Annotated in this window: 24 protein-coding genes, 1 rRNA gene and 1 pseudogene; 13 read left to right on the forward strand and 13 right to left on the reverse strand. The window is 67.1% G+C overall.

Annotation, left to right across the window (positions count from 1 at the left end):
- Nucleotides 1-92 precede the first annotated feature (92 nt).
- From EXE51_RS16610 to EXE51_RS16620, 3 genes are read right to left on the reverse strand one after another with little or no spacing between them, the layout of a single operon-like run.
- Nucleotides 93-794, reverse strand: a complete 702-nt coding sequence (locus tag EXE51_RS16610) for a Zn-ribbon domain-containing protein (protein ID WP_137693118.1) — start codon at nucleotides 792-794, stop codon at nucleotides 93-95.
- Complete coding sequence (locus EXE51_RS16615; RefSeq protein WP_049931967.1) at nucleotides 795-1,208, reverse strand: DUF2073 domain-containing protein; 414 nt, start codon at nucleotides 1,206-1,208, stop codon at nucleotides 795-797.
- Nucleotides 1,208-1,849, reverse strand: a complete 642-nt coding sequence (locus EXE51_RS16620; RefSeq protein ID WP_049931966.1) for an Era-like GTP-binding protein — start codon at nucleotides 1,847-1,849, stop codon at nucleotides 1,208-1,210. Before EXE51_RS16620 ends, EXE51_RS16615 begins: the two co-directional genes overlap by 1 nt.
- Nucleotides 1,850-2,303: 454 nt before the next feature.
- Between EXE51_RS16620 and EXE51_RS16625 the strand changes: the two are divergent.
- Nucleotides 2,304-3,056 (forward strand): annotated as a pseudogene (locus EXE51_RS16625) (TetR/AcrR family transcriptional regulator).
- Between the two features lie 1,336 nt (nucleotides 3,057-4,392).
- Nucleotides 4,393-6,135, forward strand: a complete 1,743-nt coding sequence (locus EXE51_RS16630; RefSeq protein ID WP_049931964.1) for a Cdc6/Cdc18 family protein — start codon at nucleotides 4,393-4,395, stop codon at nucleotides 6,133-6,135.
- Between the two features lie 52 nt (nucleotides 6,136-6,187).
- On the opposite strand, the gene EXE51_RS16635 is transcribed toward EXE51_RS16630, so the two are convergent.
- Nucleotides 6,188-7,240, reverse strand: coding sequence for a S26 family signal peptidase (locus tag EXE51_RS16635; RefSeq protein WP_137693119.1), 1,053 nt, complete (start codon nucleotides 7,238-7,240; stop codon nucleotides 6,188-6,190).
- A gap of 129 nt (nucleotides 7,241-7,369) precedes the next feature.
- Here EXE51_RS16635 and EXE51_RS16640 point away from each other — a divergent pair, with 129 nt between their 5' ends.
- Nucleotides 7,370-9,124, forward strand: a complete 1,755-nt coding sequence (locus tag EXE51_RS16640; RefSeq protein ID WP_137693120.1) for a DNA-directed DNA polymerase II small subunit — start codon at nucleotides 7,370-7,372, stop codon at nucleotides 9,122-9,124.
- Between the two features lie 33 nt (nucleotides 9,125-9,157).
- Here the strand turns inward: EXE51_RS16640 and EXE51_RS16645 are convergent, their stop codons facing one another.
- From EXE51_RS16645 to EXE51_RS16660, 4 genes are all read right to left on the reverse strand, one after another.
- A complete protein-coding gene (locus EXE51_RS16645; protein WP_137693121.1) occupies nucleotides 9,158-9,790 on the reverse strand; it encodes a YigZ family protein in 633 nt (210 codons plus the stop codon).
- On the reverse strand, nucleotides 9,787-10,287 hold the full coding sequence (locus EXE51_RS16650; protein WP_137693122.1) for a hypothetical protein: 501 nt from the start codon (nucleotides 10,285-10,287) through the stop codon (nucleotides 9,787-9,789). The genes EXE51_RS16645 and EXE51_RS16650 overlap by 4 nt, the downstream gene beginning before the upstream one ends.
- Before the next feature lie 7 nt (nucleotides 10,288-10,294).
- Nucleotides 10,295-10,900, reverse strand: coding sequence for a hypothetical protein (locus EXE51_RS16655; protein WP_049931956.1), 606 nt, complete (start codon nucleotides 10,898-10,900; stop codon nucleotides 10,295-10,297).
- A gap of 90 nt (nucleotides 10,901-10,990) precedes the next feature.
- A complete protein-coding gene (locus tag EXE51_RS16660; protein WP_137693123.1) occupies nucleotides 10,991-11,926 on the reverse strand; it encodes an MBL fold metallo-hydrolase in 936 nt (311 codons plus the stop codon).
- A 132-nt stretch (nucleotides 11,927-12,058) separates the two neighbouring features.
- On the opposite strand from EXE51_RS16660, the gene EXE51_RS16665 reads away from it, so the two are divergent.
- The gene (locus EXE51_RS16665) at nucleotides 12,059-13,003 is read left to right on the forward strand and encodes an NAD(P)H-binding protein (RefSeq protein ID WP_049931954.1); all 945 of its coding nucleotides are present in this window, start codon (nucleotides 12,059-12,061) and stop codon (nucleotides 13,001-13,003) included.
- Entirely contained in the window at nucleotides 13,000-13,668 is a 669-nt protein-coding gene (locus tag EXE51_RS16670; RefSeq protein ID WP_049932142.1) for a hypothetical protein, read from the forward strand. Before EXE51_RS16665 ends, EXE51_RS16670 begins: the two co-directional genes overlap by 4 nt.
- A 114-nt stretch (nucleotides 13,669-13,782) precedes the next feature.
- On the opposite strand, the gene EXE51_RS17605 is transcribed toward EXE51_RS16670, so the two are convergent.
- The gene (locus EXE51_RS17605) at nucleotides 13,783-13,950 is read right to left on the reverse strand and encodes a DUF5786 family protein (RefSeq protein ID WP_004599209.1); all 168 of its coding nucleotides are present in this window, start codon (nucleotides 13,948-13,950) and stop codon (nucleotides 13,783-13,785) included.
- A gap of 125 nt (nucleotides 13,951-14,075) precedes the next feature.
- Here EXE51_RS17605 and EXE51_RS16675 point away from each other — a divergent pair, with 125 nt between their 5' ends.
- A complete protein-coding gene (locus EXE51_RS16675; RefSeq protein WP_137693124.1) occupies nucleotides 14,076-15,125 on the forward strand; it encodes a DUF5784 family protein in 1,050 nt (349 codons plus the stop codon).
- 106 nt (nucleotides 15,126-15,231) lie between these two features.
- Here EXE51_RS16675 and EXE51_RS16680 read toward each other — a convergent pair whose 3' ends face one another.
- Entirely contained in the window at nucleotides 15,232-15,516 is a 285-nt protein-coding gene (locus EXE51_RS16680) for a hypothetical protein (protein WP_008585525.1), read from the reverse strand.
- 167 nt (nucleotides 15,517-15,683) lie between these two features.
- On the opposite strand from EXE51_RS16680, the gene EXE51_RS16685 reads away from it, so the two are divergent.
- From EXE51_RS16685 to hemB, 3 genes are read left to right on the forward strand one after another with little or no spacing between them, the layout of a single operon-like run.
- Complete coding sequence (locus tag EXE51_RS16685) at nucleotides 15,684-16,559, forward strand: PHP domain-containing protein (RefSeq protein ID WP_089308536.1); 876 nt, start codon at nucleotides 15,684-15,686, stop codon at nucleotides 16,557-16,559.
- A gap of 25 nt (nucleotides 16,560-16,584) precedes the next feature.
- Nucleotides 16,585-16,749, forward strand: coding sequence for a DUF6757 family protein (locus EXE51_RS17840; protein ID WP_167373086.1), 165 nt, complete (start codon nucleotides 16,585-16,587; stop codon nucleotides 16,747-16,749).
- A 47-nt stretch (nucleotides 16,750-16,796) separates the two neighbouring features.
- Entirely contained in the window at nucleotides 16,797-17,777 is a 981-nt protein-coding gene (hemB, locus tag EXE51_RS16690) for a porphobilinogen synthase (protein WP_089308537.1), read from the forward strand.
- Between the two features lie 223 nt (nucleotides 17,778-18,000).
- On the opposite strand, the gene EXE51_RS16695 is transcribed toward hemB, so the two are convergent.
- Nucleotides 18,001-18,243, reverse strand: a complete 243-nt coding sequence (locus EXE51_RS16695) for a ferredoxin (RefSeq protein WP_049931946.1) — start codon at nucleotides 18,241-18,243, stop codon at nucleotides 18,001-18,003.
- A gap of 363 nt (nucleotides 18,244-18,606) precedes the next feature.
- On the opposite strand from EXE51_RS16695, the gene EXE51_RS16700 reads away from it, so the two are divergent.
- Nucleotides 18,607-18,861, forward strand: coding sequence for a hypothetical protein (locus EXE51_RS16700; protein WP_049931944.1), 255 nt, complete (start codon nucleotides 18,607-18,609; stop codon nucleotides 18,859-18,861).
- 72 nt (nucleotides 18,862-18,933) lie between these two features.
- Nucleotides 18,934-21,609 carry a valine--tRNA ligase gene (locus tag EXE51_RS16705; protein WP_137693126.1) on the forward strand — a complete coding sequence of 892 codons (2,676 nt, stop codon included), beginning with the start codon at nucleotides 18,934-18,936 and terminating at the stop codon, nucleotides 21,607-21,609.
- 30 nt (nucleotides 21,610-21,639) lie between these two features.
- Here the strand turns inward: EXE51_RS16705 and EXE51_RS16710 are convergent, their stop codons facing one another.
- On the reverse strand, nucleotides 21,640-22,695 hold the full coding sequence (locus EXE51_RS16710) for a quinone-dependent dihydroorotate dehydrogenase (protein ID WP_049931940.1): 1,056 nt from the start codon (nucleotides 22,693-22,695) through the stop codon (nucleotides 21,640-21,642).
- Nucleotides 22,696-22,795: 100 nt separating this feature from the next.
- Nucleotides 22,796-22,999 (reverse strand): hypothetical protein, encoded by a 204-nt coding sequence (locus EXE51_RS16715; RefSeq protein ID WP_049931938.1) that lies wholly within the window; start codon nucleotides 22,997-22,999, stop codon nucleotides 22,796-22,798.
- 343 nt (nucleotides 23,000-23,342) lie between these two features.
- Between EXE51_RS16715 and EXE51_RS16720 the strand changes: the two genes are divergently transcribed.
- Nucleotides 23,343-23,672 (forward strand): non-histone chromosomal MC1 family protein, encoded by a 330-nt coding sequence (locus EXE51_RS16720; RefSeq protein ID WP_049931936.1) that lies wholly within the window; start codon nucleotides 23,343-23,345, stop codon nucleotides 23,670-23,672.
- Between the two features lie 522 nt (nucleotides 23,673-24,194).
- Nucleotides 24,195-24,310: ribosomal RNA gene (locus EXE51_RS16730) — 16S ribosomal RNA — on the forward strand; the annotation flags it as partial.

A 24,310-nucleotide genomic window follows, 5' to 3' on the forward strand; every position in this document is an offset into this window, starting at 1 on the left:
GAACTGGGGGGTCAGGAAGAGAACTGGGGGGTCAGGAAGAGAACTGGGGGGTCAGGAGCGTGAAAAGCCGGACGGGACGGGGAGTGAAGGCGTCACTCGTCGTCGATGCCCCACGCGTCGGGCATTTCGATGACGTACCGGCCGTCCTCTTGAAGCGAGATGATGTACTCCTGTCTGTCGTACAGCTCCATCAGGTTGAGCTCGTACTGGCCGGGGCTGACGATCCGGATGCTCTCGAACTGGTCGTTGAGCTCGTCGCGGAGCGCGTCGATGCCGGGCTTGGACTCCTCGTCGGTCGGCTCCGAGGTCTCGGCGGAGTCGACATCGCGGCTCGCGCGGTCAAGCTCGTCCGGGGACACCACTTCGGATCGCGCGCTCGCCTGTGCCATGTCCTCGTCACTCCGGTCAGCGATCTGTTCCGTACCGTCGGACCCGGTCGTTGATTCGGCGCCCGCCACGGCATCGTCCGGCGTCGGATCGGCCCGGTCGTCCGGCGTCGCGTCTGCGGGGTTGTCGGGGCCCCGAGCGGCGGCGCCCTCGTCGGAGGCCGACGCGGCATCCCCGTCCGCGGTCGGCCGCGTTCCGTCTGACGGCCCCGAGTCGGAGTCGGGCGTCCCGTCCGCTCCGGCGGCGGAGTCGGACGCCTCGTCCGCTTCGGCGGCGGGGCCGGCGTTCTCCGTCGCGTTCGCGGGCTTGAACTGGAACTTGTTCCCGCCGCAGTCGGGGCACCCGGACAGCATCTCCTTGGAGCCGTCGGGGAACGTCCGGCCGCAGGAGGTACACTGGTGGGGCATCTACTTGCGAGAGACGAGCGTGCTGATGAGGTTCTCGTCTTTGTGGAGGGTCTCGATTCTGTTCGCCGGGCCGATCACCGTGAGCTTCTGGGTCGACTCGCGGCCCATCAACTTGTCGAGGAAGCTCTGGTCGCCCGCCTCGGCCTTGGGGTACGTCTCTATCTCGATGCCGGTGAAGTCGTCGGGGCTGATCTCGGTCATCGTCACCTCGATGAGCTTCGACTCCTCGTCGGGGGAGAGCCCCTCTTCGAGGATGACGATGTTTCCCTCGCGGACGCCGTCGAGGATGAGCCGGATCTTCTCCATGCTCGTGAGCCCCTCCATCCGCGCGCCGCTTATCATGTCGATCCGGACGCCGTCGTCGGAGTCGTCGGGATCGTCGGCGGCGTTGACGTTGGCTTTCGGGCCGGCCATTAGCCGAAGTACTCCGCGATCTTGGTGTACACTTCGTCCATGTTGTCGCCCTCCAACGCCGACAGCGGAATCGTCTCGTGTTGCGGGAAGGCGTTCGCGATCTGCTGGACGTCCGATCCCGGCAGGTCAGTCTTGTTCGCGAGAATGAGCGCGGGGAGGTCCTGCGACTCGATGATCCCGATCAGCATCGTGTTCACCTGGGTGAACGGGTCCGACGTCGAGTCGAGCACGTAGATGACGCCGTCGACGTCCTCGCGGAGCCAGTGCATCGCCTCCGCGACGCCCTCGGTCGCCTCGCGCGACCGGCGGACGGCGTCGTCCTTCTCCATGTCGTGGTCCAAGAACTCCTTGTAGTCGACTTTCGTCGTCACGCCGGGCGTGTCGACGATGTCGATGGTGACCGTCCGCCCGTTGCGTTCGATCTCCACGCCCTCTTTCCGGCGGGCCCGGCGAGTCTCGTGGGGGATGTGGCTCTCCGGCCCGACGGCGTCACCCGTCCAGTCGCGTGCGATCCGGTTTGCGAGGGTCGTTTTACCGGCGTTCGGCGGTCCGTAGATCCCGATCCGCTTGGGCTCGTCGGCCGCGAACAGGCCGTCTGTGACCCGCGATATGCTGTCTCTGAGATTCGTGAGCAGTCCCATCCTGACCTCCAGTCCGTGTGTGGTTTACCCGAACACCGCTGTCGTTTCGGACGCCGTTCGATCCGTGCGCTCGACGCCCGTTCGGGGGATTACGGTACGGTCCTCACCGCTCTCACTTAAGAACTGCGTCAGACATCCCCCCGATCCGGAGCATCGGCGCCGGACGAACCCGAAATTCGGCGTCGGGGGTGCGGTTCGGCGGGGGAGAATCGGCTGATGAGAAGGCGCGGTCGCGGGCGGCAGGCGACACGGGATCCCGGGGACCGTCGGTCCGCGACCCGGCTCACTCGTCGGGTGTGACCCACTCGTTTGGCGGGTTGAGTGAAACGCCGGTTCAGTTTCGGACGATGGTTTGTTTACGTGCGGTGATATCGTTCGATCGAGGGTGTAGACCTCGTCGGAGAATAAAAGCGAAAAGTAACCGTATTATCTACCTCACGCGTATCAAATTGGCATAAACGACTCACAGGATGGCCCGGCGAACGAGTCCGTCGAGTCACTGTCGGACGACGCGAACGACGCGGGTTCCGGTGACCGCGGCTCCGACAGGAATCTTCCCCAAGAGCGTTCCGCCATCGAGTCCGACAGTTCCGACAGATCCGGCAGAGAGACGGGCTCCTCGAAGGATACGAAGGAGGTCATCATGGAGGCGACGTTCCGCGCGCTGAGCAAGCACGGCTACAAGGACCTCCGGATGCGCGATATCGGCGAGGAGATGGACCTCACGCGGCAGGTGATCCACTATCATTTCGACGGGAAGTACGACCTGATGTCTTCGTTCCTCGAACACACCATCGACCAGTATGAGGGGAGCCTAGTCGTCGAGGGCGACGAGGACCCGCGGACCGAGTTGCGCGCTCGCGTCGATCAGTGCCTGTTCGGACCCGAATTCGAGGATTTCAGCCACTGAGACCGAATGAGAGTGTACCACGAGCTGTACACGCAGGCGCAAAACGACGCCGAGCACCGCGAGGTGTTCAACGAGCACTACGAGCGCGTCCGGGGCAACATCGTCGAGGTCGTCGAAGAGGGGATCGACGAGGGGGTCTTCCGCGACGTCGACCCCGAACGGATGAGCCAGTTGGTGACCGACGTTATCCACGCCGCTCGCGGGCGGCGGATCTCGCTCGGTCACGAGGACGCCCCGGAGGAGACGCGAGAAGCAATAGACGAGTTCATCTTTGAATCGCTCGAACGGACCGAGTAGTCGAACGGATCAGGCGGTGGGGCAGAGCAAGTAGTCGAACGGATCAGACGATGGGACAGAGAAAGTAGTCGAATGGATCGAGCCAAGTCGGGCCGAAGCGGCGCGAGGCGGTTCGGCGCACAGACATCTGGGTGAGTCCTCTCGACTGTCGTCGCGACGACCGCCGCCATTTCAACTGGACAGAGCGTGACCTCCCTGCGGGTACCTGCGACGGCGGACGACGCGGCTCGTCGCTCCCGAGATAACCCTCGGTCGCGGACTGGTTCTCAGTGACTCTTTAGCGTTTTCGCGCCTCTTTTGACAGTTCATCGCCTCTTGCTGTCCGCTTGTTTAAATTTGAGGTGAGACTCTTCTCTCGGTGAGCCGGGTCGGGCAGTCTGGAGACTCGTCTTCAACGTGCGTCGGTGTGGAGTGACGGAAGACGTCATCGCAGTCAGGTTGTCCAACTTCGGTCATCCCTTCGGCTTGGTTCGCTAGAACCACCAGGCGGAACCCGCTGGCGACGAACGTCAGGGTGTTGAGGCGGGTGACACCTGTGGGGACTTCCCGGCCCAGTGCTAACGGCCGGGGAGGGTCCGGATTGGTACTTCTCGCTGGTATCCCCCCACCCCTTCGTTTCAGGTGGAACCGGGCTCGGCGGTGGGGTGGTGGCCGGTTGAACCGGAGTTGTCCAGGGTTGTCTGTGGGCGGCAAGAAAAATACGACTATACACAAGATAAAATAACTACAAACATACTAATATATTTTATAGTAGATTGTCGAGGGCACTGTTTTACGCTATAGGTATTAAATCTATCTCTATTACATAGAGCTCTTCGACCCCCTCCCCACCCCTGATCGCTGTTCCACACGAAACGAAGGGGTGGGGGGGTCCATTCGAAGAGAACAATCAGTCGGCACTCCAGACCGCGCCCACAACCGGGAGATCAGGAACGACCAACGGAACTTCCAGCCGGATGATTGGTTCCTTCACGGCGACTCCCACTCATCAGGTCGAATGTGGACCGACTGATCCGCCGACAAGACGACCCGTTCGGCGATATCTCGTCAAACGTCGTGGAGCTTTCCCGTCTGTCGCTGGGATCTCCTCATTTTCTCGACCAGTCTGTCCGGCGATTGGTTCGGTTCGGACGGGGTCTGTCTCCACCTGCTCGCTGGACTAATGGGGACGTTTCAACTCCAGAGAGGAACACTTTTGTACCGTCTCTTCATCTGGTTCGACTGTATCAAGTGGACGCGGTCGATGTCGTATTCGACCGCGAATGCGTATTTCCGACCGGAGACGGCGTGAGAATCGGTTCTCTTGGTCGTCTCCACCTGAAACGGAGGGGTTCACATGGACGAAGGCGATCACACACCGCGGGCTGACGACGGCACTGATCAGACCGACGACGATGACTCGGTCGACGACGACTCGGACCGTAGCGACGGCTCCGCGTCCGATATCGCTGATCTGAACTCCGATGGCCCGCCCGAGACCGGTTCCGACTTCGGTGACGACCCCGACCGTGACGCCGACTCCAGTGAGGACTCCGACCGCGACTCGGGATCCCGTTCCGTACCCGACCCGGTAACGGACGCCGGACCCGAAACCGCGGAGATCGACAACGGCAGTCGCGACCGATCGTCGCCCGACGTCGACTTCGACGGCGTCGTCCTCGACGACGACGACAATCAGGGCCTGTTCGACGACCTCCTCTCCGGCGAGCCGATCTTCGAGAACAAGGAGGTCCTCCGGCCCTCGTACACCCCGCACGAACTCCCGCATCGGAACGACCAAATCAACCGGATGGCGACGATCCTCGTCTCCGCGCTCCGCGGCGAGACCCCTTCGAACATCCTCATCTACGGGAAGACGGGAACCGGGAAGACCGCCTCGGCGAAGTTCGTCTCGCAGGAGCTCGAGTCCACCTCGCAGAAGTACGACGTACCCTGCGAGGTCGAGTACATCAACTGCGAGGTGACCGACACCCAGTACCGCGTCCTCGCCCAGCTCGCGAACACGTTCATCGAGGAGAACCAAGCGGTGATCGCCGATCAGCTGGAGCGACTCGAAGGCCTCCGCGCGGACGCGACGGACGCCGACGAGACGGCCGGCCGCGACGCGGCCGCCGCCCTCGCCGACACCGAGTTCGACTCGATCGAGGACCTCGACGACCGCATCGAGACGCTGGAGGACGACGCCGACGAGATGGAGGAGGTCCCGATGACGGGGTGGCCGACCGACCGCGTCTACTCGACGTTCTTCGAGGCGGTCGACTACCACGAGCGCGTGGTCGTGATCATGCTCGACGAAATTGACAAGCTCGTCGAGAAGAGCGGCGACGACACGCTCTATAACCTCTCGCGGATGAACTCCGAGCTCAACCGCTCGCGCATCTCCATCATGGGGATCTCGAACGATCTCAAGTTCACCGACTTCCTCGACCCCCGCGTCAAGTCGAGCCTCGGCGAGGAGGAGATCGTTTTCCCGCCGTACGACGCTAACCAGCTCCGCGACATCCTCCAGCACCGCGCCGACACGGCGTTCAAGCCCGACGCGCTCACCGACGACGTGATCCCCCTCTGCGCCGCCTTCGCCGCGCAGGAACACGGCGACGCGCGGCGGGCGCTCGACCTCCTCCGCACCGCGGGCGAACTCGCCGAGCGCTCGCAGGCCGAGATCGTCGCGGAGAAGCACGTCCGGCAGGCGCAGGACAAGATCGAACTCGACCGCGTTGTCGAGGTCGTCCGCACCCTCCCGACACAGAGCAAGATCGTCTTATTCGCCGTGATCCTCCTGGAGAAGAACGGCGTTCACAACATCAACACCGGCGAGGTGTTCAACATCTACAAGCGGCTCTGCGAGGAGATCGACGCCGACGTGCTGACCCAGCGGCGCGTCACCGACCTCATCAGCGAACTCGACATGCTGGGGATCGTCAACGCCGTCGTCGTCTCCAAGGGCCGCTACGGGCGGACGAAAGAGATGGGTCTCTCCGTGCCGGTCGAGGAGACCGAGGCGGTCCTCCTGTCCGACTCTCGGCTCGGCGACATCGAAAACGCGCAGCCGTTCGTTCAGGCGCGGTTCGACAACTGACGCCGACCGCGCCGCCTCTGACACGTCTGACGTCGGCGTGTCGCGTCCGCAGTTACCCCGCGGCCGAGAAACCCGACGACGCCGGAGAGAGGCTACTTCCGACCGTCCGCGCTATCGCCTCGTTCAGCTCTACCTGCCCCGTCGCGACCAGCCGGATGTAGCCGAGATACGGGACTCGGACCCGCGCCACCCCGTTCACCCACTCCGCTCTGACGGGCGGCGAGAGCCCGCTGGCCTGGTCGTAGGCCCCGTTGTTGTCCCCCAGCGTGATGTAGCCGTCGTGCGGCGCCGGGCAGTTGGCGAGCGACTCGCAGTCGACGGCGTTGTGATACCGATCGTCGGCGCGGTCGTACCAGTTCTCTCCCTCGGTCACGTGGAACCTAGCCCGGTGGATGATGGGCGATCCGGTCCGACCCGGGGGCGTGTATATCATCACGGAGCCGTAGGATCCGAACGTCCGGTAGTCGACCTCCTGACCAACCTCGTGCGTGACGACACCGACGCCGTTCTCGGCCGCGTCCGGCGCCAAGCGTCCCGGTTCGGTGACGAACACGAGGTCGCCGACCTGCATGTTCGGCTCCATGCTCCCCGACTCGACCGCGACCATGGGCGGCCACACGCCGCTCACGCCGAACAGCAGCAGCCCGACCAGAAGGACGACGGCGACGCTCGACAGCATCTCGCGGATCCACATCAGCGCGCCCTCCCGGTCGTGACGGAACCGATACAGGAACGACTCGTCCGGGTCGCTGTCCGACGATCTTGTCGATCCGAGGCCCGCCTTGGTAGCGATGTCCTCGCCGTCGCGAGGGGCCTCGTCGTGAGAGTCGGCGCCGTGAGACGCACCGTCGTGAGCGTCGGCGCCGTGAGACGCACCGTCGTGAGCGTCGGCGCGATCGGGTTCGCCCGACTGCTCGGCCTCGGGCCGAGAACCGGGCTCGGGCTCGGTGTCAGGTGCGTCGCCGCCCGCTCCGTCGGACGCTTCGTCTTCTAACTCGTCAGAAACGCCGCCTCCTCCGTCGTGAGCCGTTGCCGATTCGCTTCGGTTCCGCTCGTCTCGATCGGCCGACTCGTCGCCGTCTGTCGGCCGATCCCCTTCATCCATTACGACGCGTTTGGGGGGTTTCGCTCATAAGCTTCCGGGTCTCGAGAGTTCCCCTACCTCCTGACTCCGGCTCCGACTCCAGCCGACGCCTCCGGAACGGTTTTGCCCGTGACCCCCCTTTCGAGTGTCGTGCCGCTGGAGTCGAACGCCCGGATCGCGAAAGCCCTCGCCGAGCGCGGCTACAACGCCGAACGCGAGGCGGTCACCTTACTCGCGGGCGCGACGGACCCGACCGCGGCGATCGCGGCCACCGTCGACCGCGCCCCGGACGAGGCGCTTCGGATCACCGCCGACCACGTCCGCGAAGCGATCGACCACACCGATAAATCGGCCGCTCCCCCGGACGAAACCGGACAATCTCCAGTCGAAACGAAGGGGTCATCAGCCACCGAACCCGGCGCGACCGAGACCGTCGCCGACCCAGTGACGACCGACGGCGCTTCGGCTATGGATGTCGATACGGGGGCCGCTAGCGACCCCGCGACGGCCGACGCCCCAACCGTCGACCCCACGACTACCGATTCACCGACTGCCGACCCCGCGACTGCCGACCCCGCGACTACCGATTCACCGACTGCCGACCCCGCGACTGCCGATTCACCGACTGCCGACCCCACGACTGCCGATTCACCGACTGTCGACTCCGCGACCGCCGCCGATCCCTCACGTGATCTCGACCTGCGCGATCTGGAGGTCGGCAACGACATGACCGGCCGCAGCACGGGAACCGGCGAGTACAGCGACTTCGTCACGACGTTCCGCGACCGCTACGAGCGGCTCTCGAAGGTCCTCCGCGGCCGCGTCAACCACCGACCGGCCGAAGCGATCGCGAACATGCCCGGCGGTAGCGACGCCGCGATGATCGGCCTCGTCAACGACGTGCGCTCCACGAAGTCGGGCCACTGGCTGGTCGAACTGGAGGACACCACCGGGACGTTCCCCGCCCTCGTGATGAAGGACAAGGGGCTCGCGGACGTCGTCGACGAAATCCTGTTGGACGAGTGCGTCGCGGTCGAGGGGACGCTCGCCGACGACGCCGGGATCCTCTTCGCGGACTCGCTCCACTTCCCGGACGTCCCCCGGACGCACAACCCTGGCGGCGCCGACCGTCACGTCCAGGCCGCGCTGATCTCCGATGTCCACGTCGGCAGCGACGAATTCATGGCCGACGCGTGGCACAGCTTCGCGGACTGGCTCCACACGCCCGAGGCCGACCCCGTCGAGTACATCCTGCTCGCGGGCGACATGGTCGAGGGCGTCGGCGTCTACCCGGACCAGGACGAGGAGCTGGATATCGTCGACATCTACGAGCAGTACGAGGCCTTCGCGGAACACCTCAAGGAGGTACCGGCGGACACCGAGATCGTGATGATCCCAGGCAACCACGACGCGGTCCGGCTCGCGGAGCCGCAGCCCGGGTTCAACGACGAGATCCGCGCGATCATGGACGTCCACGACGCGCGGATCGTCTCGAACCCGGCGACGGTCTCCGTCGAAGGCGTCGAGGTGCTGATGTACCACGGCGTCTCGCTCGACGAGGTGATCGCGGAGCTCCCGGAAGAGAAGGCGAGCTACGACGAACCGCACAAGGCGATGTACCAGCTGCTGAAGAAGCGTCACGTCGCGCCGCAGTTCGGCGGGCACACCCGCGTCGCGCCGGAGGAGCGCGACTACCTCGTCATCGAGGACGTGCCCGACGTGTTCCACACCGGCCACGTCCACAAGCTCGGTTGGGGAAAGTATCACAACGTCCTCGCGGTCAACTCCGGCTGCTGGCAGGCCCAGACCGACTTCCAGAAGTCAGTCAACATCGACCCCGACGCCGGCTACGCGCCGATCCTCGACCTCGACACGCTCGACATGACGGTCCGGAAGTTCTCGTAAATCGGCCCGGAACGAACGAGCCCCTCCCGACCGCTATCGACCGATCTTTACCCGCCCGCTCGTCGCGTCGTTGAGCCGCTCGCGGAGCGCGTCGACCTGCGTGACGGGCACTCGGAGGTCGAACCGAACCCGCTCGCCGTAGTCGGCGTCGAACTCGACGCCGGACGACTCGATCACCCCCCGGACCGTCCCCGAGTCGTCGTACTCGGTCTCGACGACCAGACTTCGGTGCGGGCGCTCCTCGGTCACTCCCGCCGCGTCGACACCCTCCTTCACGGCGCGCGAGTAAGCGCGCGCGAGCCCCCCGACTCCGAGGTTCGTCCCGCCGTAGTAGCGCGTCACCACCGCGGCGACGTTCCGGATCTCGCGCTGCTGGAGGACGTTCAGGGCCGGTTTCCCGGCGGAGCCGGTCGGCTCCCCGTCGTCTGACGAGTACTCCCTGAGCATCGGTTCCGACCCCCGAGCGCGCTCGGACGGCTCGCCCGCGGGAACCCGGTACGCGGGCACGTTGTGGGTCGCGTCGGCGTACTCGTCTCGGACTGCCTCGACGAACGACTCCGCCGCTTCGACCGTGTCGACCGGCGCGACGTGGCCGAGGAACTCCGACCCCTGGACCTCGAACCGCGCCGTCGCGCGCTCGGCGACGGTCCGGTACGCGTCGGTCACGGCGTCCCCCCGTCGGCCTCCGGCTCTCCTTCGGCTCCGTCCGCCTCGCGACGCTCGACGACCACGCTCGTCGGCGGCGCGAGCCGGAACAGCGCGAGGTAGGCGGCGAATCCGACGACTTCGACGATCACCGCGACGACCGCGAGCGGCTCCGCCGCCAGCGCCGCGGCCGCGCCCGTCCCGTGCCACGCGAGGAACCCGCCGAGGAACGTCCCGAGCGTTCCCGCGCCGAGCGCGTACAGTCGGCGGTACTCGCCGGCCCGCAGCGTCGCGACCGCGACGGCCACCGCGAGCGCGCTCCCGGCGACGAACAGGTACGGGCGGGCGTCCGGGGGCGAGCCGAGCCGCGGCCACGCCCATAGGAGGTGGACCGCCGCGGCGACGACCGCGGCCTGGACGGCGACCCACCGGAGGAGGCGTTTTCTCGGGGTGTCGCGGCCGGCGGCCCCCTCATCTCGACTCGGGCCCGCCCCGCCTAGCGCGGTGTCAGCGCTCATCGAGTCCTCACTCCCACGGGTGGTTCCCCCGCGCGTCCGGCCACAGCGGGTACCAGTACGACTCGTCGTCCTCTAAGCCGAGCTCGCCGTCGAGGACCGACTGGAGCTTGAACTCGACCTGCTGGCTCCGGTCGTTCGTCCCCCGCGGCGCGAACGGGTAGTACGCGCCGCGCCGGAACGAGTAGATCCAGTAGGCCGGGCCGTCGTCGTTCTCGAAGCCGAACACGGCCGCGAGCAGCCGCGACCCGAACCCCTCCTCGATGAACTGGTCGGCCGCGAAGTGGACGCTCGTGACGAGGTCCTCGGGGTCGTCGTCCTCGAGGACGAACCACTGGTACCCGTGGTCGTCCTCGTACCGGTGGAAGCCGGTGCCGGTGTCGATCTCGCCGGCCTCTAGGATCGACTCGACGCTCTCGACCGCGTCGTCGAAGCGAGTGCTGTCCATGCCGGAGAAACACAGCGCGGCCTCGCCGCAGTGGTCGTACCCGAGGTCCGCCTGCATCGTCAGATACGCGGTCGACATCCCGAAGAGGTCCTCGGGGTCCGCCTCGCGGGTCGCGTCAGTCTCGGCGCTGGTCCCGAGCACGGCCCGGATCGTGTCGAAGATACCCATCTGCTCCCCGCTACGTGCGGCGGGGTTTAGGGCGTTTCTCTCGGGTCCGCCGTCGCTGGCCCCTCGATTACTCCTCGCCGACGCCTTCGACTACTCCTCGCCGACGTCCGCCGCCGGAATCTCGTCGACGTGGTCGAGATACGTCAACACTCCTCTAACGTTCAGCCCCGTGTTCGCCCGCGCTCGCTCCCGAGTCCAGTAGTCGACGTTGCGGCTCGCCGCCTCGAAGTGTTCGACCACCGCGTTGTCGTCGTCGAGCTCCGCGCGCTTCTGCCGGACCGCCTCCACCCACTCGACGTACGCCCGCTTCGCCTCACCGATCAGCGTCGACTCGTAGCTCCGGGGTCCGAAGTGTCCGAAGCAGACCGTGTCGGGGTCGAGCCGCTCGATCAGCCGGAGGTCCTCGAGGCACTGCTCTAGGTCGAACTGCGGCGGCGGGGTCGTCGGCACCACGTCGTCGACCTCTGGGACGTAGATCCCGGCGGCGTCGGCGGTGAAGACCACGTCCGCCTCCGGCTCGTGGTAGACCGCGTGGTGGGGGGCGTGCCCGGGCGCGTCGTGGGCGATCAGCTCGCGGTCGCCCAGATCGATCCGGTCTCCGTCGGCGACGCCCGCGATCCGGTCTTCCGGGACGGGCTCCGGCTCCGCGTAGTACGTCCACTGCCCCTCGACCGCCGACTTGGTTCCCGCGACGAGCGCCTCGGGGTCGACGAGGTGTCTGACTCCCTCCTCGGGCACTCGGACCTCCGCGTTCGGGTAGCGCTCGGCGAGGTAGCCCGCCCCGCCGGCGTGGTCGAGGTGGGCGTGGGTCGGGAGGATCCACGCGAGCTCGTCGCGGTCGATGCCGATCGCCTCGATGCTCTCGAAGAGGGCCTCTCGGTTCGCCCCCGTCCCGGTGTCTATCACGATCGGTCGCTCGGCGTCGTACACGTAGACGGCGCCGTACTCGTCGGTAGCGAACATCCCGGTGTCGTGGACGTACAGGTCCTCGACGCCCCGGACCGGTTCGAACTCGCCTGCGCGCATACCGGACGAGGGACCCGGGGGCACTTCTAGCGATCGGTCCGCAGGCCGACCGCGACGCTCAGCGCCGGGTCTCACGGGTCGGCGGCGATCGCGCGGGACGGGGCTTATGGTCGCGCCGCCCGAGGGGACGGTATGCGAGTGCTCGTCACCGGTGCGACCGGGTTCGTCGGGAGCCGCCTCGTCCCGACGCTCCTCTCGCGCGGCCACGACGTGGTCGCGCTCGTCCGCGACGCCGACGGCTACGCGGCGCCCGAGGGGGTCTCCGTGGTCGAGGGGGACCTCTTGGAACCGGACACGCTCCCCCCGGCGTTCGAGATCGACGGCGAGACGGTCGACGCCGCGTACTACCTCGTCCACTCGATGGACGGCGGCCCGGGATACGAGGAGCGGGACCGTAACTGCGCGACCAACTTCGCGGCGGCGGCCTCGGCCGCGGGGATCGAACGGATCGTCTACCTCGGCGGGCTCGGTGAGGACCGCGAGGACCTCTCCGAACACCTCCGGTCCCGACGCGAGGTCGAGCGGATCCTCGCGGAAGGCGACCCGGCGCTCACGGCCCTCCGGGCCGCGATCATCATCGGCGCCGGCAGCGCCAGCTTCGAGGTGATCGCGGGGCTCGCGCGGCGGCTTCCGGTGATGGTCACCCCGAAGTGGGTAGACACGCTGTGCCAGCCGATCGCGGTCGCCGACGTGGTCGCGTACCTCGCCGGCGTCCTCGCCGCGCCCGAGACCGCCGGCGAAACGCTCGAGATCGGCGGGCCGGAGGTGTTGACCTACGCGGAGATCCTCCGCCGGACCAGGCGACAGCTCGGCGGTGGGCTTCGCATCGTGCGGGTCCCGGTGTTGAGCCCGGGCCTGTCCGCCCGTTGGCTCCGGCTCGTCACCGACGTGAACCCGTACCTCGCGCGGTCGCTCGTCGAGGGGCTCCGGAACACCGTGATCGTCGAAGACGACCGGATCCGGGACCTCGTCCCGATCGAACGCACGTCGTTCGAACTCGCGGTCGCCCGGGCGCTGACCGACTCGCCGAACGCGCAGCGCCCGTGGCTGACGACGCTCCGGGGGATCCGCCCGTGAGCCGCGAGTACGGAGAGACGTGGGTGTACGAGAGCCTCGTCGGCGGCATCCCCGGGCTCGGGATCTCCCGGACGCTGGCGGTCGCGCTCCAGTTCGTGATCTTCGAGGTGGGCGTGGTGGCGCTCGGGTGGTACTACGGGGTCTGGAACGCCGTGGCCGCCGGGACGGTCGCCGTCGTCGTCGCCGCGGTCGGCAGCGTCGAGATGCACCGCTTGGGCGCGAAGAACCGCCTGCTCGGAACCCCTCCGGAACACAAGCGGCTGCTGTTCGGGTCGAGCATCGAGATCGTGTTGGGCGTGCTGGCGTTCATCGCGCTGGTGACGTACCTGTTCGCGTGGGACGGGACCCTCATCAACCGCCTGTTCGGCGCGGACCCGCCGATCCCCGTCGTCTACCTCACGCTGCTCGTCCTTTGGGACCTGACGTACCGCATCGGGACCTCGTGGTGGAGCGCGGTCGTCGCCCTGTGGCGCGCCGTCCACGTCGACCTCCCGTCCGAGGAGCGGGCGACCGTCCGCCGGCTCGACGCCGAGAACATCGGCTTCTCGCTCGTTCAGCTCGCGCTCGTCCCGTTCTTACTCTCCGAGCCCGTGCTGCTCGGCGCGGTGGTGGGGCACGTCATCGCGGTCGCGCTCGTCTGCGGCGCGGCGATCCTGCTCACGTGAGACGCGGTCGCTATCGGCAGCGAGTCCGGTACAATAACACGGCCGGTATCGAGAGCGCGACCGCTATCGGCGTTCGAGAACGGAATTAAAAGGCGCGGCGTCGCCGCGGCCGCGTCACTTCCCCTGAAGCTCTTCGAACTTGTCGAGGAGTGCCTCCGTGGAGTCGCCCGAGTCGTAGGTCAGGGAACCGGAGTACTCGGGCCGCTCCGCGTCGAAGTCGGCGTCGACTTCGCTGGTCTTCTTCTCGCGACGCTCGTGTTCGGCCTCGTCATAGGCACCCATTGACATGGTACGACTACACTTGGCCGTTTCCTGTAATATACCTGTCGGTAAACGTATCATAGATGATGAAGGTTCGGCCACGTCCACCGGAATCGATTAACCCCGCGACGTGATACCAAACGCCCGTGGCCCAACCCCTCCGATTCAGGCGCTCGCCCGGCCGGTGGACCGCGGACCGGGTCCGGTCGCAGCTCGGCCGTCCCCTCGACGAGAACCTCGGGTCGACCGCCGGCGACCCGTGGTTCGCGCCGCCGCCCGACTACGAGGCGCGGCGGTTCGACATGGACGACGACTCCTTCGCGCTGTTCTGCTGGACCGACGACGACGCCGACCCGCCGGCCGGCGCCGAGGGCGGTCCCGTCGGGTACTGGCTGGGCAACACGGAGACGCCGAGCGAGCTCTGGCGGACGGACAAGTACGGGTTCGACGAGGCGCCGTATCCCGTTTCTCGGTGGGCACAGCGGGAGCTGCTCGCCGGCCTCCACGACGACGAGCCGTGGCTGGCGGAGTACCCCCACGTCTCGTGGTTCTTTCTCCCCGTGTTCTGCTCGAAGGACGGCGCGGAGACGAGCCGGGCGTTCTTCCGCGACCACGCGGCCGGGTTCCCGGACGCGACCCGCGACGCCGGGACGGGGTTCGTCGAGGAGACCCTCCGGCCTGGGGTGCTCGACGACTACCGCGAGACGATGGCCGGGAAGCTCGGTACCTCCGCCTCGCGGGACCTCGTCCGGATGAGCGCGGCCATCGCCGAGTTCACCGCGGCCCGGATCCTCGCGGACGCGGGGTACGAGGTCACCCCGGAGATCGAGGTGACGACGGGACACTCGCTCGACTTCCGCGCGACGGAGCCCGACACCGGGACCGGTCACCTCGTCGAGGTCACGCGCCCGCAGCCGACCGCGGGGCGGTCCGCGAACGATCCGGTCGCCGCCGTCCGCGACACCGCCGAGACGAAGACCAGCGGACAGCTCGCGGCCCACGCCGGCGGCGTCACGCTGTTCGTCGACTGCTCGTCGTTTCCCGCCGACGAGTGGGCCGCCGTGCGCGAGACCGAACCCGCGGTCCGTCACAAGCCCGCGGTCGTCTACCGCGCCGAGCCGGACGGGTCGATCGAGGGCTATCGGAAGGGGTCGGTCCCGCTCGACCTCTCCGGGGTCGTCGACGGCGTCTCGTAGCCTCGCGGGGTTCCGCCGAGCCGAGCTCTCTCCCTCGCAGCGGATCGGCGACGCTCCGCGATCGAGTTTCGAAAAAACGTGCGTGGATCCCGCGCGGTTCGCCGCCTCAGAACGAGACGGGCGAGGGCCCGTCCTCCGCGTCGGTGGTCGGGTCGCGGTCCGAGTAGAACCGGCGACCGACGCCGCGGTGACAGACGCCGGCCCGGAGCGTGGTGAACACGTCCTCCGCGTCTTCGAACGTCTGATCGCCGAACCGCTCCAAGACGTCGCCGAGCCGCTCGGACCCGTTCGCGAGCTCTACGGTCGCGTTTCCGTGAGCCGCGATGATCTCCTCAGAGGTGGTCGGGTACTGGTGCCGTTCGAGTCGGTCGTCGACGCCGTTCAAGCGCATCAACAGTAGGGAGCCGCCAGCAGTCCTTAATGATTGTCCATGTACGACCTTAGTCGGAGGGAATACCTTATATTGCCTTATATCGGGCCTGCTCCGGTTCGACGGCCCGGTCCGATCGGTCCCCTCGAACCGCCGTCGCTTAGTGGCGCGCCCGACTACTCGCCGGTATGCCCGCCGCCTCTGACGACCGCGTCGTCGCCGACCTCCACGCCCACACGACCCTCTCGGACGGCACGATGACGCTCGACGAAGTCCCCGCGGCCGCCCGCGAGGCCGGCGTCGACTGGGTCGCCGTCACCGACCACGACAGCGTTCACCCCGAGATAGACGCGCCGGTCGTCGAGCGCGACGGCGTCCGGATCGTCCGCGGGATCGAACTCCGCGTCGACGCCGGGTTCGGGCGGCTCGACCTTCTCGGCTACGGCGTCGAACACACCGGCGCGCTCGACGCTGAGATCGACCGTCTCCAGCGCGACCGCCGAGAGCGCGGCGCCGCCATCCTCGACGCGGTCGAGGAGCGGCTGGGCGTCGACCTCGACATCGAGCCCCGCGCCGGGCTGGGGCGACCGCACATCGCGCGGGCGATCGACGAGTCGGAGGCCCCCTACGACTACGCCGGGGCGTTCGACGAGCTGATCGGGAACGACGGTCCGTGTTACGTCGCGCGCGACGTGACGCCGCTCGACGAGGGGCTCGACCTCCTCGACGACGCCTGCGCGCTCGTCGGCCTCGCTCACCCGTTCCGGTACGAGCGCGTCGACGAGGCGCTCGACGTCGCCCGCGAGTCGGCCGCGATCGACGCGGTCGAGCGCTTCTACCCCTACGGTCGCGCCGTCGACGACTCGCGGATCGACCGCCTCGCCGCCGAGGCCGACCTGCTCAGAACGGGCGGGACGGACGCGCACGAGCGGACGCTCGGCGTCGCGGGCTTGACGGCGTCGGCGTTCGAGCCCGTCCGCGATCGGCTCCCCGAGGCGGTCCCGACAGACGGGTCCGCGACGGGCGACTCCGCCGCCGCGGCGACGCCCGACGAACAGGATTAAGCCCGCGCCGGACCGAGGGCCGGGTATGCGGTGTCACTACTGCGACCGGGAGGCCACGTACGAGGCGGAGCAGGGCGGCGTGGTCGTCGGCCTCTGCGAGTCCCACTTCAAACAGCGCGTCGAGGAGCTCGCCGAGTCGGACGAGCTCGCGGAGCTCCGCGACCGGATCGACGTCGAGTCCTCCGAGTAATCGGCCGGAGACGAACGCTAAAAGTCGGCGGGACCCGAACAACCGGTATGGACCTCACGGACCGGCCCCGCCGCCTCCGGACCGACGACGTTCGCCCGCTCGTCGCCGAGACCGACCTCTCCGCGTCGGACCTCGTCGCCCCCGTCTTCGTCGACGCCACGACCGACGAGCGCGTCCCGATCGAGACGATGCCCGGCCACGAGCGCGTGCCGGTCGACGAGGCGGTCGACCGGGTCGCCGAGGTCAGCGACACCGGCGTCGAGGCCGTCATCCTCTTCGGCGTCCCCGAGTCGAAGGACGCGTCCGGGAGCCGGGCGTACGCGGACGACGGCGTCGTCCAGCGCGCGATCCGCCGGATTTCCGCCGAGACCGATGTCACCGTCATCGGCGACGTCTGCCTCTGTGAATACACCGAGCACGGACACTGCGGCGTGATCGAGGAGAGCGCCGAGTCGGATCCGACGCTCACCGTCAAGAACGACGAGACGCTGGACCTGCTGGCGCGCACCGCGGTCTCGCAGGCCGACGCGGGCGCCGACGTGGTCGCTCCCTCCGCGATGACCGACGGGCAGGTAAAAGCGATCCGCGAGGCGCTCGACGCGGCGGGTCACGAGGAGGTGGCCATCCTGAGCTACGCGGCGAAGTACGAGTCCGCCTTCTACGGCCCCTTCCGCGACGCGGCCGACGGCGCCCCCGCGTTCGGTGACCGACGCCACTACCAGATGGACCCCGCGAACCGCCGCGAGGCGCTCCGAGAGGCCCGCCTCGACGCCGAGCAGGGCGCCGACGTGCTGATGGTGAAACCCGGCCTACCCTACCTCGACATCGTCGGCGACCTCCGGCGAGAGTTCGACCGTCCCATCGCGGCGTACAACGTCTCCGGCGAGTACGCGATGCTCCACGCCGCCGCGGAGAAGGGGTGGCTCGACCTGGAGGCGACCGCGCTGGAGTCGCTCACGGCGCTCAAGCGCGCGGGCGCGGACCTCATCATCACGTACTTCGCCGAGGACGTAGCCGATCAGTTATAAATAGACTCGGACAGGAGTCGACGCGTTTCCCGACTATCCACCTCGGCGCGCGCCTCCGAGCGGTCGCCACCGGCGGCCGCGAGGAGCGCGTGCGATGGAGTCGCGAAAGGAGGCCGACGAGGCCGGGGAGGCGTGAGGCCGCGGGGCGGGGCTTCGGCGGTGTTCGCTCAGATCGAGATACCGGCTGTTGTTTATACCCAACCGATCGAGCGACCGGAACTGCTCACACCACCTGCTCGCCGTCGTCGTCGTACACCTCGATGGCGTCGACCGGGCACGAGCGCGCCGCGAACTTCGCGTCGAGCTCCTCGCCGTCGGGCACCTCGACGACGAACAGGTCCTCGTCCTCCTCGGTACTCCCCGCTAAGTCGGCCTTTCCGTCGTTCAGGTCCTTCTCGAAGGCGTCCCACTCGGCGACGCACTGGTACATCCCGACGCAGGTGTCGCGGTCGAACTCGACGTACATGCTCACCTGTTCGGCGAGCCGATACAAAGCGGTGACGACGAGACGTGTAGGGCTCCGGTTGGTTCTGATTCGATGACTGACTCGGATTCGACGGTCAATCCTCGGTAACTACCTCCGAAGCCCCGGCCTCGTCGCTCGCTTCGCTCCCGACTCCAGCGAGAATCGAAGATGCTCCGGCAGCCGGCGCGCAGCGCCGGCGACCTCGCGCGCGCGACTCACAGCCTGACGGCTGTTCGTCGGCACGCGTCCTGACGGCTGTTCGTCGGCACGCGTCACCGCAACCCATCTCCGACACCGACCTCCCCCCTCGGTTTCCAACGGCCGACCGCCCTTCTTAAGCGTCGCAGGCACCGATCGCCGCGTATGACCACGGTCTGGCTCGTTGACCGGCAGTTCGACTCGAAGGGGCTCGTGCGGCTCACCTACGCCACTGAGGACGGCAAGCGGATACACACGAAGGAGCTGGCCGAACAGCGGCTCGTCACCGGTGGCGGGATCACCGCCGGCCGCGAGGTCGACGAGACCGCGTTGGGGGAGACGCCCGCGGACGAGGTCGAGCGGTTCGCGACGGAGGCGTCGAAGATGGCGGCCGACCACGACCTCGACGACACGGTCTGAAGCGCTCGGCGTGCGCCGATGTCCCGCACAACCGAGCCCGTTAAGGGGGAACCGGCGGAACGTGTGACCGAAATGCCCAGTGGTGAGTACGACCCCGACGCCGTCGAGCCGCGCTGGCAGCGGCGATGGGTCGACGAGGAGACGTACGCCTATTCCGACGACGACCCGGTCGACCCGAACACCGTCTTCTCTATCGACACGCCCCCGCCGACGGTATCGGGCAGCCTCCACATGGGCCACCTGTACGGGTTCACCCTCCAGGACTTCGTCGCGCGCTTCGAGCGGATGAACGGTGGGGAGACGTTCTTCCCGTTCGGTTACGACGACAACGGCATCGCCTCCGAGCGGCTCACGGAGGACGAGCTCGACATCCGGCATCAGGACTTCGAGCGGCGCGAGTTCCAAGCGAAGTGCCGGGAGGTCTGCGCCGACTACGAGGAGCAGTTCACCGAGAACGTCCAATCGCTCGGCGTGTCGGTCGACTGGAACCACACGTACCAGACGATCGAACCCCGCGTCCAGCGCGTCTCGCAGCTGTCGTTCGTCGACCTGTACGAGCAGGGCCGGGAGTACCGCGAGAAGGCCCCCGCGATCTGGTGTCCCGAGTGCGAGACCGCCATCTCGCAGGTCGAGACCGAGGACGACGAGCAGGCCAGCCATTTCAACGACATCGCGTTCCCCGTCGCCGGACGCGACGGGAACGACGAGGTCGCCGACGAGTTCGTTATCTCGACGACGCGGCCCGAACTCCTCCCCGCGTGCGTCGCCGTCTTCGTCCACCCGGACGACGACGAGAACCAGGACCTCGTCGGCGAGTCCGCGGAGGTCCCGCTGTTCGGCCACGAGGTGCCGATCATCGCCGACGAGCGCGTCGACATGGAGACCGGCTCCGGCATCGTGATGTGCTGTACGTTCGGCGACCAGAACGACATCGAGTGGTACCAGGTCCACGACCTCGACCTCCGGGTCGCCATCGACGAGTCCGGCCACATGACCGACCTCGCCGGGGAGTACGAAGGGCTCCACGCCGACGAGGCGGGCGAAGTGATCGTCGAAGACCTCGACGAGGCGGGCGCGCTGCTCGACCGCCGCGACATCACCCACACGGTCAACGTCCACGAGCGCTGCGGGACGAGCGTCGAGTTCCTCGTCACCGAGCAGTGGTACATCGAGATGCTCGACAAGACGGACGAGTACCTCGAGATCGGTCGCGAGATGGACTGGTCGCCCGAGAAGATGTTCACCCGGTACGAACACTGGGTCGAGGGGCTCCAATGGGACTGGCTCATCTCCCGTCAGCGGTCATCCGGAATCCCGTTCCCGGTGTGGTACTGCGAGGGCTGCGGCGAGGAGGTCATCGCCGAGAAGGCCGACCTCCCGGTCGACCCCCTGTCGGACGACCCGCCCGTCGACGCGTGCCCCGAGTGCGGGCACGACGCCTTCCAGCCGGAGGACGACGTGCTCGACACGTGGGCCACCTCCAGCCTCACGCCCCTCGTCAACGCCGGCTGGGACTGGGACGACGAGGCCGAGGAGTTCACGATGGAGCGCCCGGAGCTGTACCGGTTCGACCTCCGACCGCAGGGCCACGACATCATCAGCTTCTGGCTGTTCCACACCCTCGTCAAGTGCTACGAGCACACCGGCGAGGTCCCGTTCGAGGAGACGATGATCAACGGCCACGTCCTCGACGAGAACCGCGAGAAGATGTCGAAGTCCGTCGGCAACGTCGTCGAGCCCGAGGCGGTCCTCGAGGAGTTCCCCGTGGACGCCACGCGCTACTGGGCGGCCGGCACCGCCGTCGGCGACGACTTCCCGTTCAAGGAGAAGGACCTCCGCGCGGGCGAGAAGCTGATCCGGAAGCTGTGGAACGCCTCGAAGCTCGTCGAGTCGCTCGCGCCGGAGCCGTTCCCGGCCGAGCCCGAGGGAGGCCTCCGCGAGCTCGACCGCTGGCTCCTCGCCGAGCTCGACGCCGAGGTCGAGCGGCTCACCGAGCTCCTCGACGACCGCGCGTTCTCGAAGGCCCGCGACGAGCTCCGGAGCTTCTTCTGGAACACGTTCTGTGACGATTACCTCGAGATCGCGAAACAGCGCGAGGACGACGCGGCGGCGTACACCCTCCGCACCGCGCACCGACGGTTCCTGAAGCTGTTCGCCCCGCTCCTTGCGCACGTTACCGAGGAGCTGTGGCACGACATGTACGCCGACGCGGTCGACGGGGCCACACCCGAAGGGGTCTCGCTCGCCGACGGTGCGAGCGACTCGATCCACCTCGCCGACTGGCCCGAGCCGCTCGGAATCGAGGCCGACCGCGACGCCGGGACCGCCGCCACCGCCGTCGTCGGCGCGCTCCGGAAGTACAAAAGCGAGAATCAGCTCCCTCTCACCGCCGCGCTCGACGCGGTGGAGGTGTACGCCGACGTGCGGGGCTTCGAGGACGACATCACCGGCGTGATGCACGTCGACGACCTCGCGGTCCACCCCGACGGCGACGCGCCCGTCGAGACGGTGATCACGGGCATCGACCTCGACTACGCCACCGTCGGCCCGAAGTACGGCGATCAGGTCGGGGACATCGAGGCCGCTCTCGCGCAGGGGGAGTACAAGATCGACGGCGACGAACTTCACGTCGCGAGCGTCACGCTGGTCGACGACGAGTTCGCGGTCGAAGAAGAGCGGCAGTACCAGGGAGAGGGCGAGCTGCTTCAGGCCGACGACGTCGTCGTCATCGTGCGTAACGAGGCGTAGCCCGCCCTCCCCTTCCGCCTCTCGACCCGCTCACAGGTCCGCGCCGACCGCGTCCTCGATCGAGTCGAACTCGTCGCGTTCGAGCAGTTCGAGCAGTCCCTCGTTGATGTCGCGCGCGAGGCTCGGCCCCTCGTAGACGAGCCCCGTGTATAGCTGGACGAGCGAGGCGCCGGCCCGTATCTTCTCGTAGGCGCCCGCGGCGTCTGAGATCCCCCCGACACCGATCACCGGCACGTCCGTGCGCTCGGCGACGAACCGTACCCGATCCGTCGCGAGCGATTCGATCGGCTTCCCCGAGAGGCCGCCGCGTTCCGCTCGGTTGTGACTCCGCACCGAGTCCGGCCGCGATGTCGTCGTGTTGGTCGCGATGACGCCGTCCAGATCGAGGTCGTCGACGACCCCGAGCGCGTCTTCGACCGCTGGCTCCGGAAGATCCGGGGAGAGTTTCACGAGGAGGGGGTCTGCGCCCGCATCGTCCAGCGTCCCGAGGATCCGCTCCAGCGCGTCGCGGTTCTGGAGCTCGCGGAGTCCCGGCGTGTTGGGACTGGAGACGTTGACGACGAAGTAGTCGCCCGCGTCCGCGACGCGCTCGTACGTGTACAGGTAATCGTCCGGGGCGTCCTCGAGCGGTGTCGACTTCGACTTCCCGATGTTGATCCCGACCGGCACGTCCGGGAGCGGGTCGCGATCGAGCCGCTCGCCGACCACGTCAGCGCCCTCGTTGTTGAACCCCATCCGATTGACGAGCGCCTCGTCCTCGCGCAAGCGAAACAGCCGCGGACGGGGGTTCCCGGGCTGCCGCTCGGCGGTGACGCCGCCGACTTCGACGTGACCGAACCCGAGGGACGACAGCGCTCGCGGCACGTGTGCGTTCTTGTCGAAACCGGCGGCGACACCCACTGGATTCGGGAATTTCGACCCGAACGCGTCGACCGCGAGCCGCTCGTCGCCGACCACGTACCGCTCGGCGAGCGCGGCGGAAACCGGAGTCCCCTGAACGCCGCCGAGGAGTCCGTGGATCAGTCCGTGTGCGGTCTCCGGCGGCAGCCGGAACAGTGCTGGCTTCAACAGGTCATACGCGCCCATCGTGCGTGTCTCGTCACGAGCGACAATCAATCCGCCGACCGCAGTCCGCGTCGCGACCGCTCGGCGGCGTCCTTGCCGACGAAAATCCCGCGGGTCCGCGTCAGAAGTCGTGTTCGAGCTGCTCCGGGTTCGCGTCCGCCTTCTGGATGATTATCTTCCCGTCTCGGACTCGGACGAACACCTCGTCGCCGATTTCCATGCCGGCGACGGCGAGTTCGTCCTCGTGAAGGTTCACGTGGACGTTGTGGTACTCCCCCTCGTCGTCCTTGGCGCCACTGGGGCTGAGCTTCTTTTTGCGGACCATCGCGGGTGTACTTGTCGCACTTCGCCATAGCAGACACATAAGTGTTGTTTACGCGTATTCGTATGCCCGACGAGCCAACCGCGCGGGTGCGTCGTCGGCTCCCTTGGCCGATCGACTCCCCGGCTAGTCGACCGACTGGCAACTCCCCTCCGACTGTTCGTGTGAACACCGTCTCGCGCTCGCCGTCCGCCTGAAATCCTCCGCGGGTCGGTCAACTCGTCTCGTCGGCGTTCCAAACCGCTAGCAGCGGCCGAGACAGTATATAAATGTTGTGCCGCACAGCTTTCATTTCCCCGATATATTTATTACACACTGTGTGCTGGTGTCACATGGAGGCAAAACCATGGTACGTGAAGACGGTAAGCGAAACTTTGCCCTTCGAGAGGAAGACGGATCGGAACCGAGTGAGTTCTCGGGGAACATGCCGCGTCAGGCGGCACTCAAGGCGGCTCGAACGCTTGAGCCGGCGCCTTCGGAGGAGGAGGCGCAACGAACGACGCTCCGTCTCCGTGAAAAGGGGACGCAGAAAGTCCACGAGTACGAGGGCTGGGCGTGGAAGGACAACGCCCCCGAGGTCGACGAGGCGGACGACGACTTCTGGCTCAACGACCTCAACGACATCACTAAGGCTAACGTCTCGAAGCAGGGCATCGAGTACCTCGACGAGGAGTAGCTCCCGGACGCTCCGGTTCCGATCTCTCGTTTTCGGTACTGCTCGACCGGAACAGTCCGGGCTTGATCACTACACCGGCACAGAGAACTCGTCTCGGATAGACGCTGCCGCACATCGATTCGATCCGGTCAGTTATCACTGTTTTACGCCATGAAACCGCATGACGTAGTGGAGTTGGTTCGACGGGGTTAAGTATACCCCGGGCATTCGAAGAAATGCGAAGAACGCAACGCGGACTCGGGCCGTTCAACTCGGCCCGGTTTCGCTGGACCCGTGCCGTTTCGATGGGTTTATGACCCGTCGCCCGGTACGTTCAGGTCCGCGAAGGATGAGGATCGCGCCCCCTGCGCTCCGGCGTAAGCGGCGATCTGATGTGAGCCGTGGTCGTTCGGTGTCATCCAAGCCGCTGGATGGACCGGACACCACACAGACCAATGCAATGGTGTGTCAACCTTCGTCTCAACCGAAGTTGACACCCGCCAACACCCCCTTCAGGCCGGGAATCAGGCCTGAAGGATACTCATTCCGGTTGATCCTGCCGGAGGCCATTGCTATTGGGATCCGATTTAGCCATGCTAGTCGCACGAGTTCAGACTCGTGGCGAATAGCTCAGTAACACGTGGCCAAACTACCCTTCG

The organism is Halorubrum sp. CGM5_25_10-8B, from assembly GCF_005435095.1.
Classification (GTDB): Archaea; Halobacteriota; Halobacteria; order Halobacteriales; family Haloferacaceae; genus Halorubrum; species Halorubrum ezzemoulense.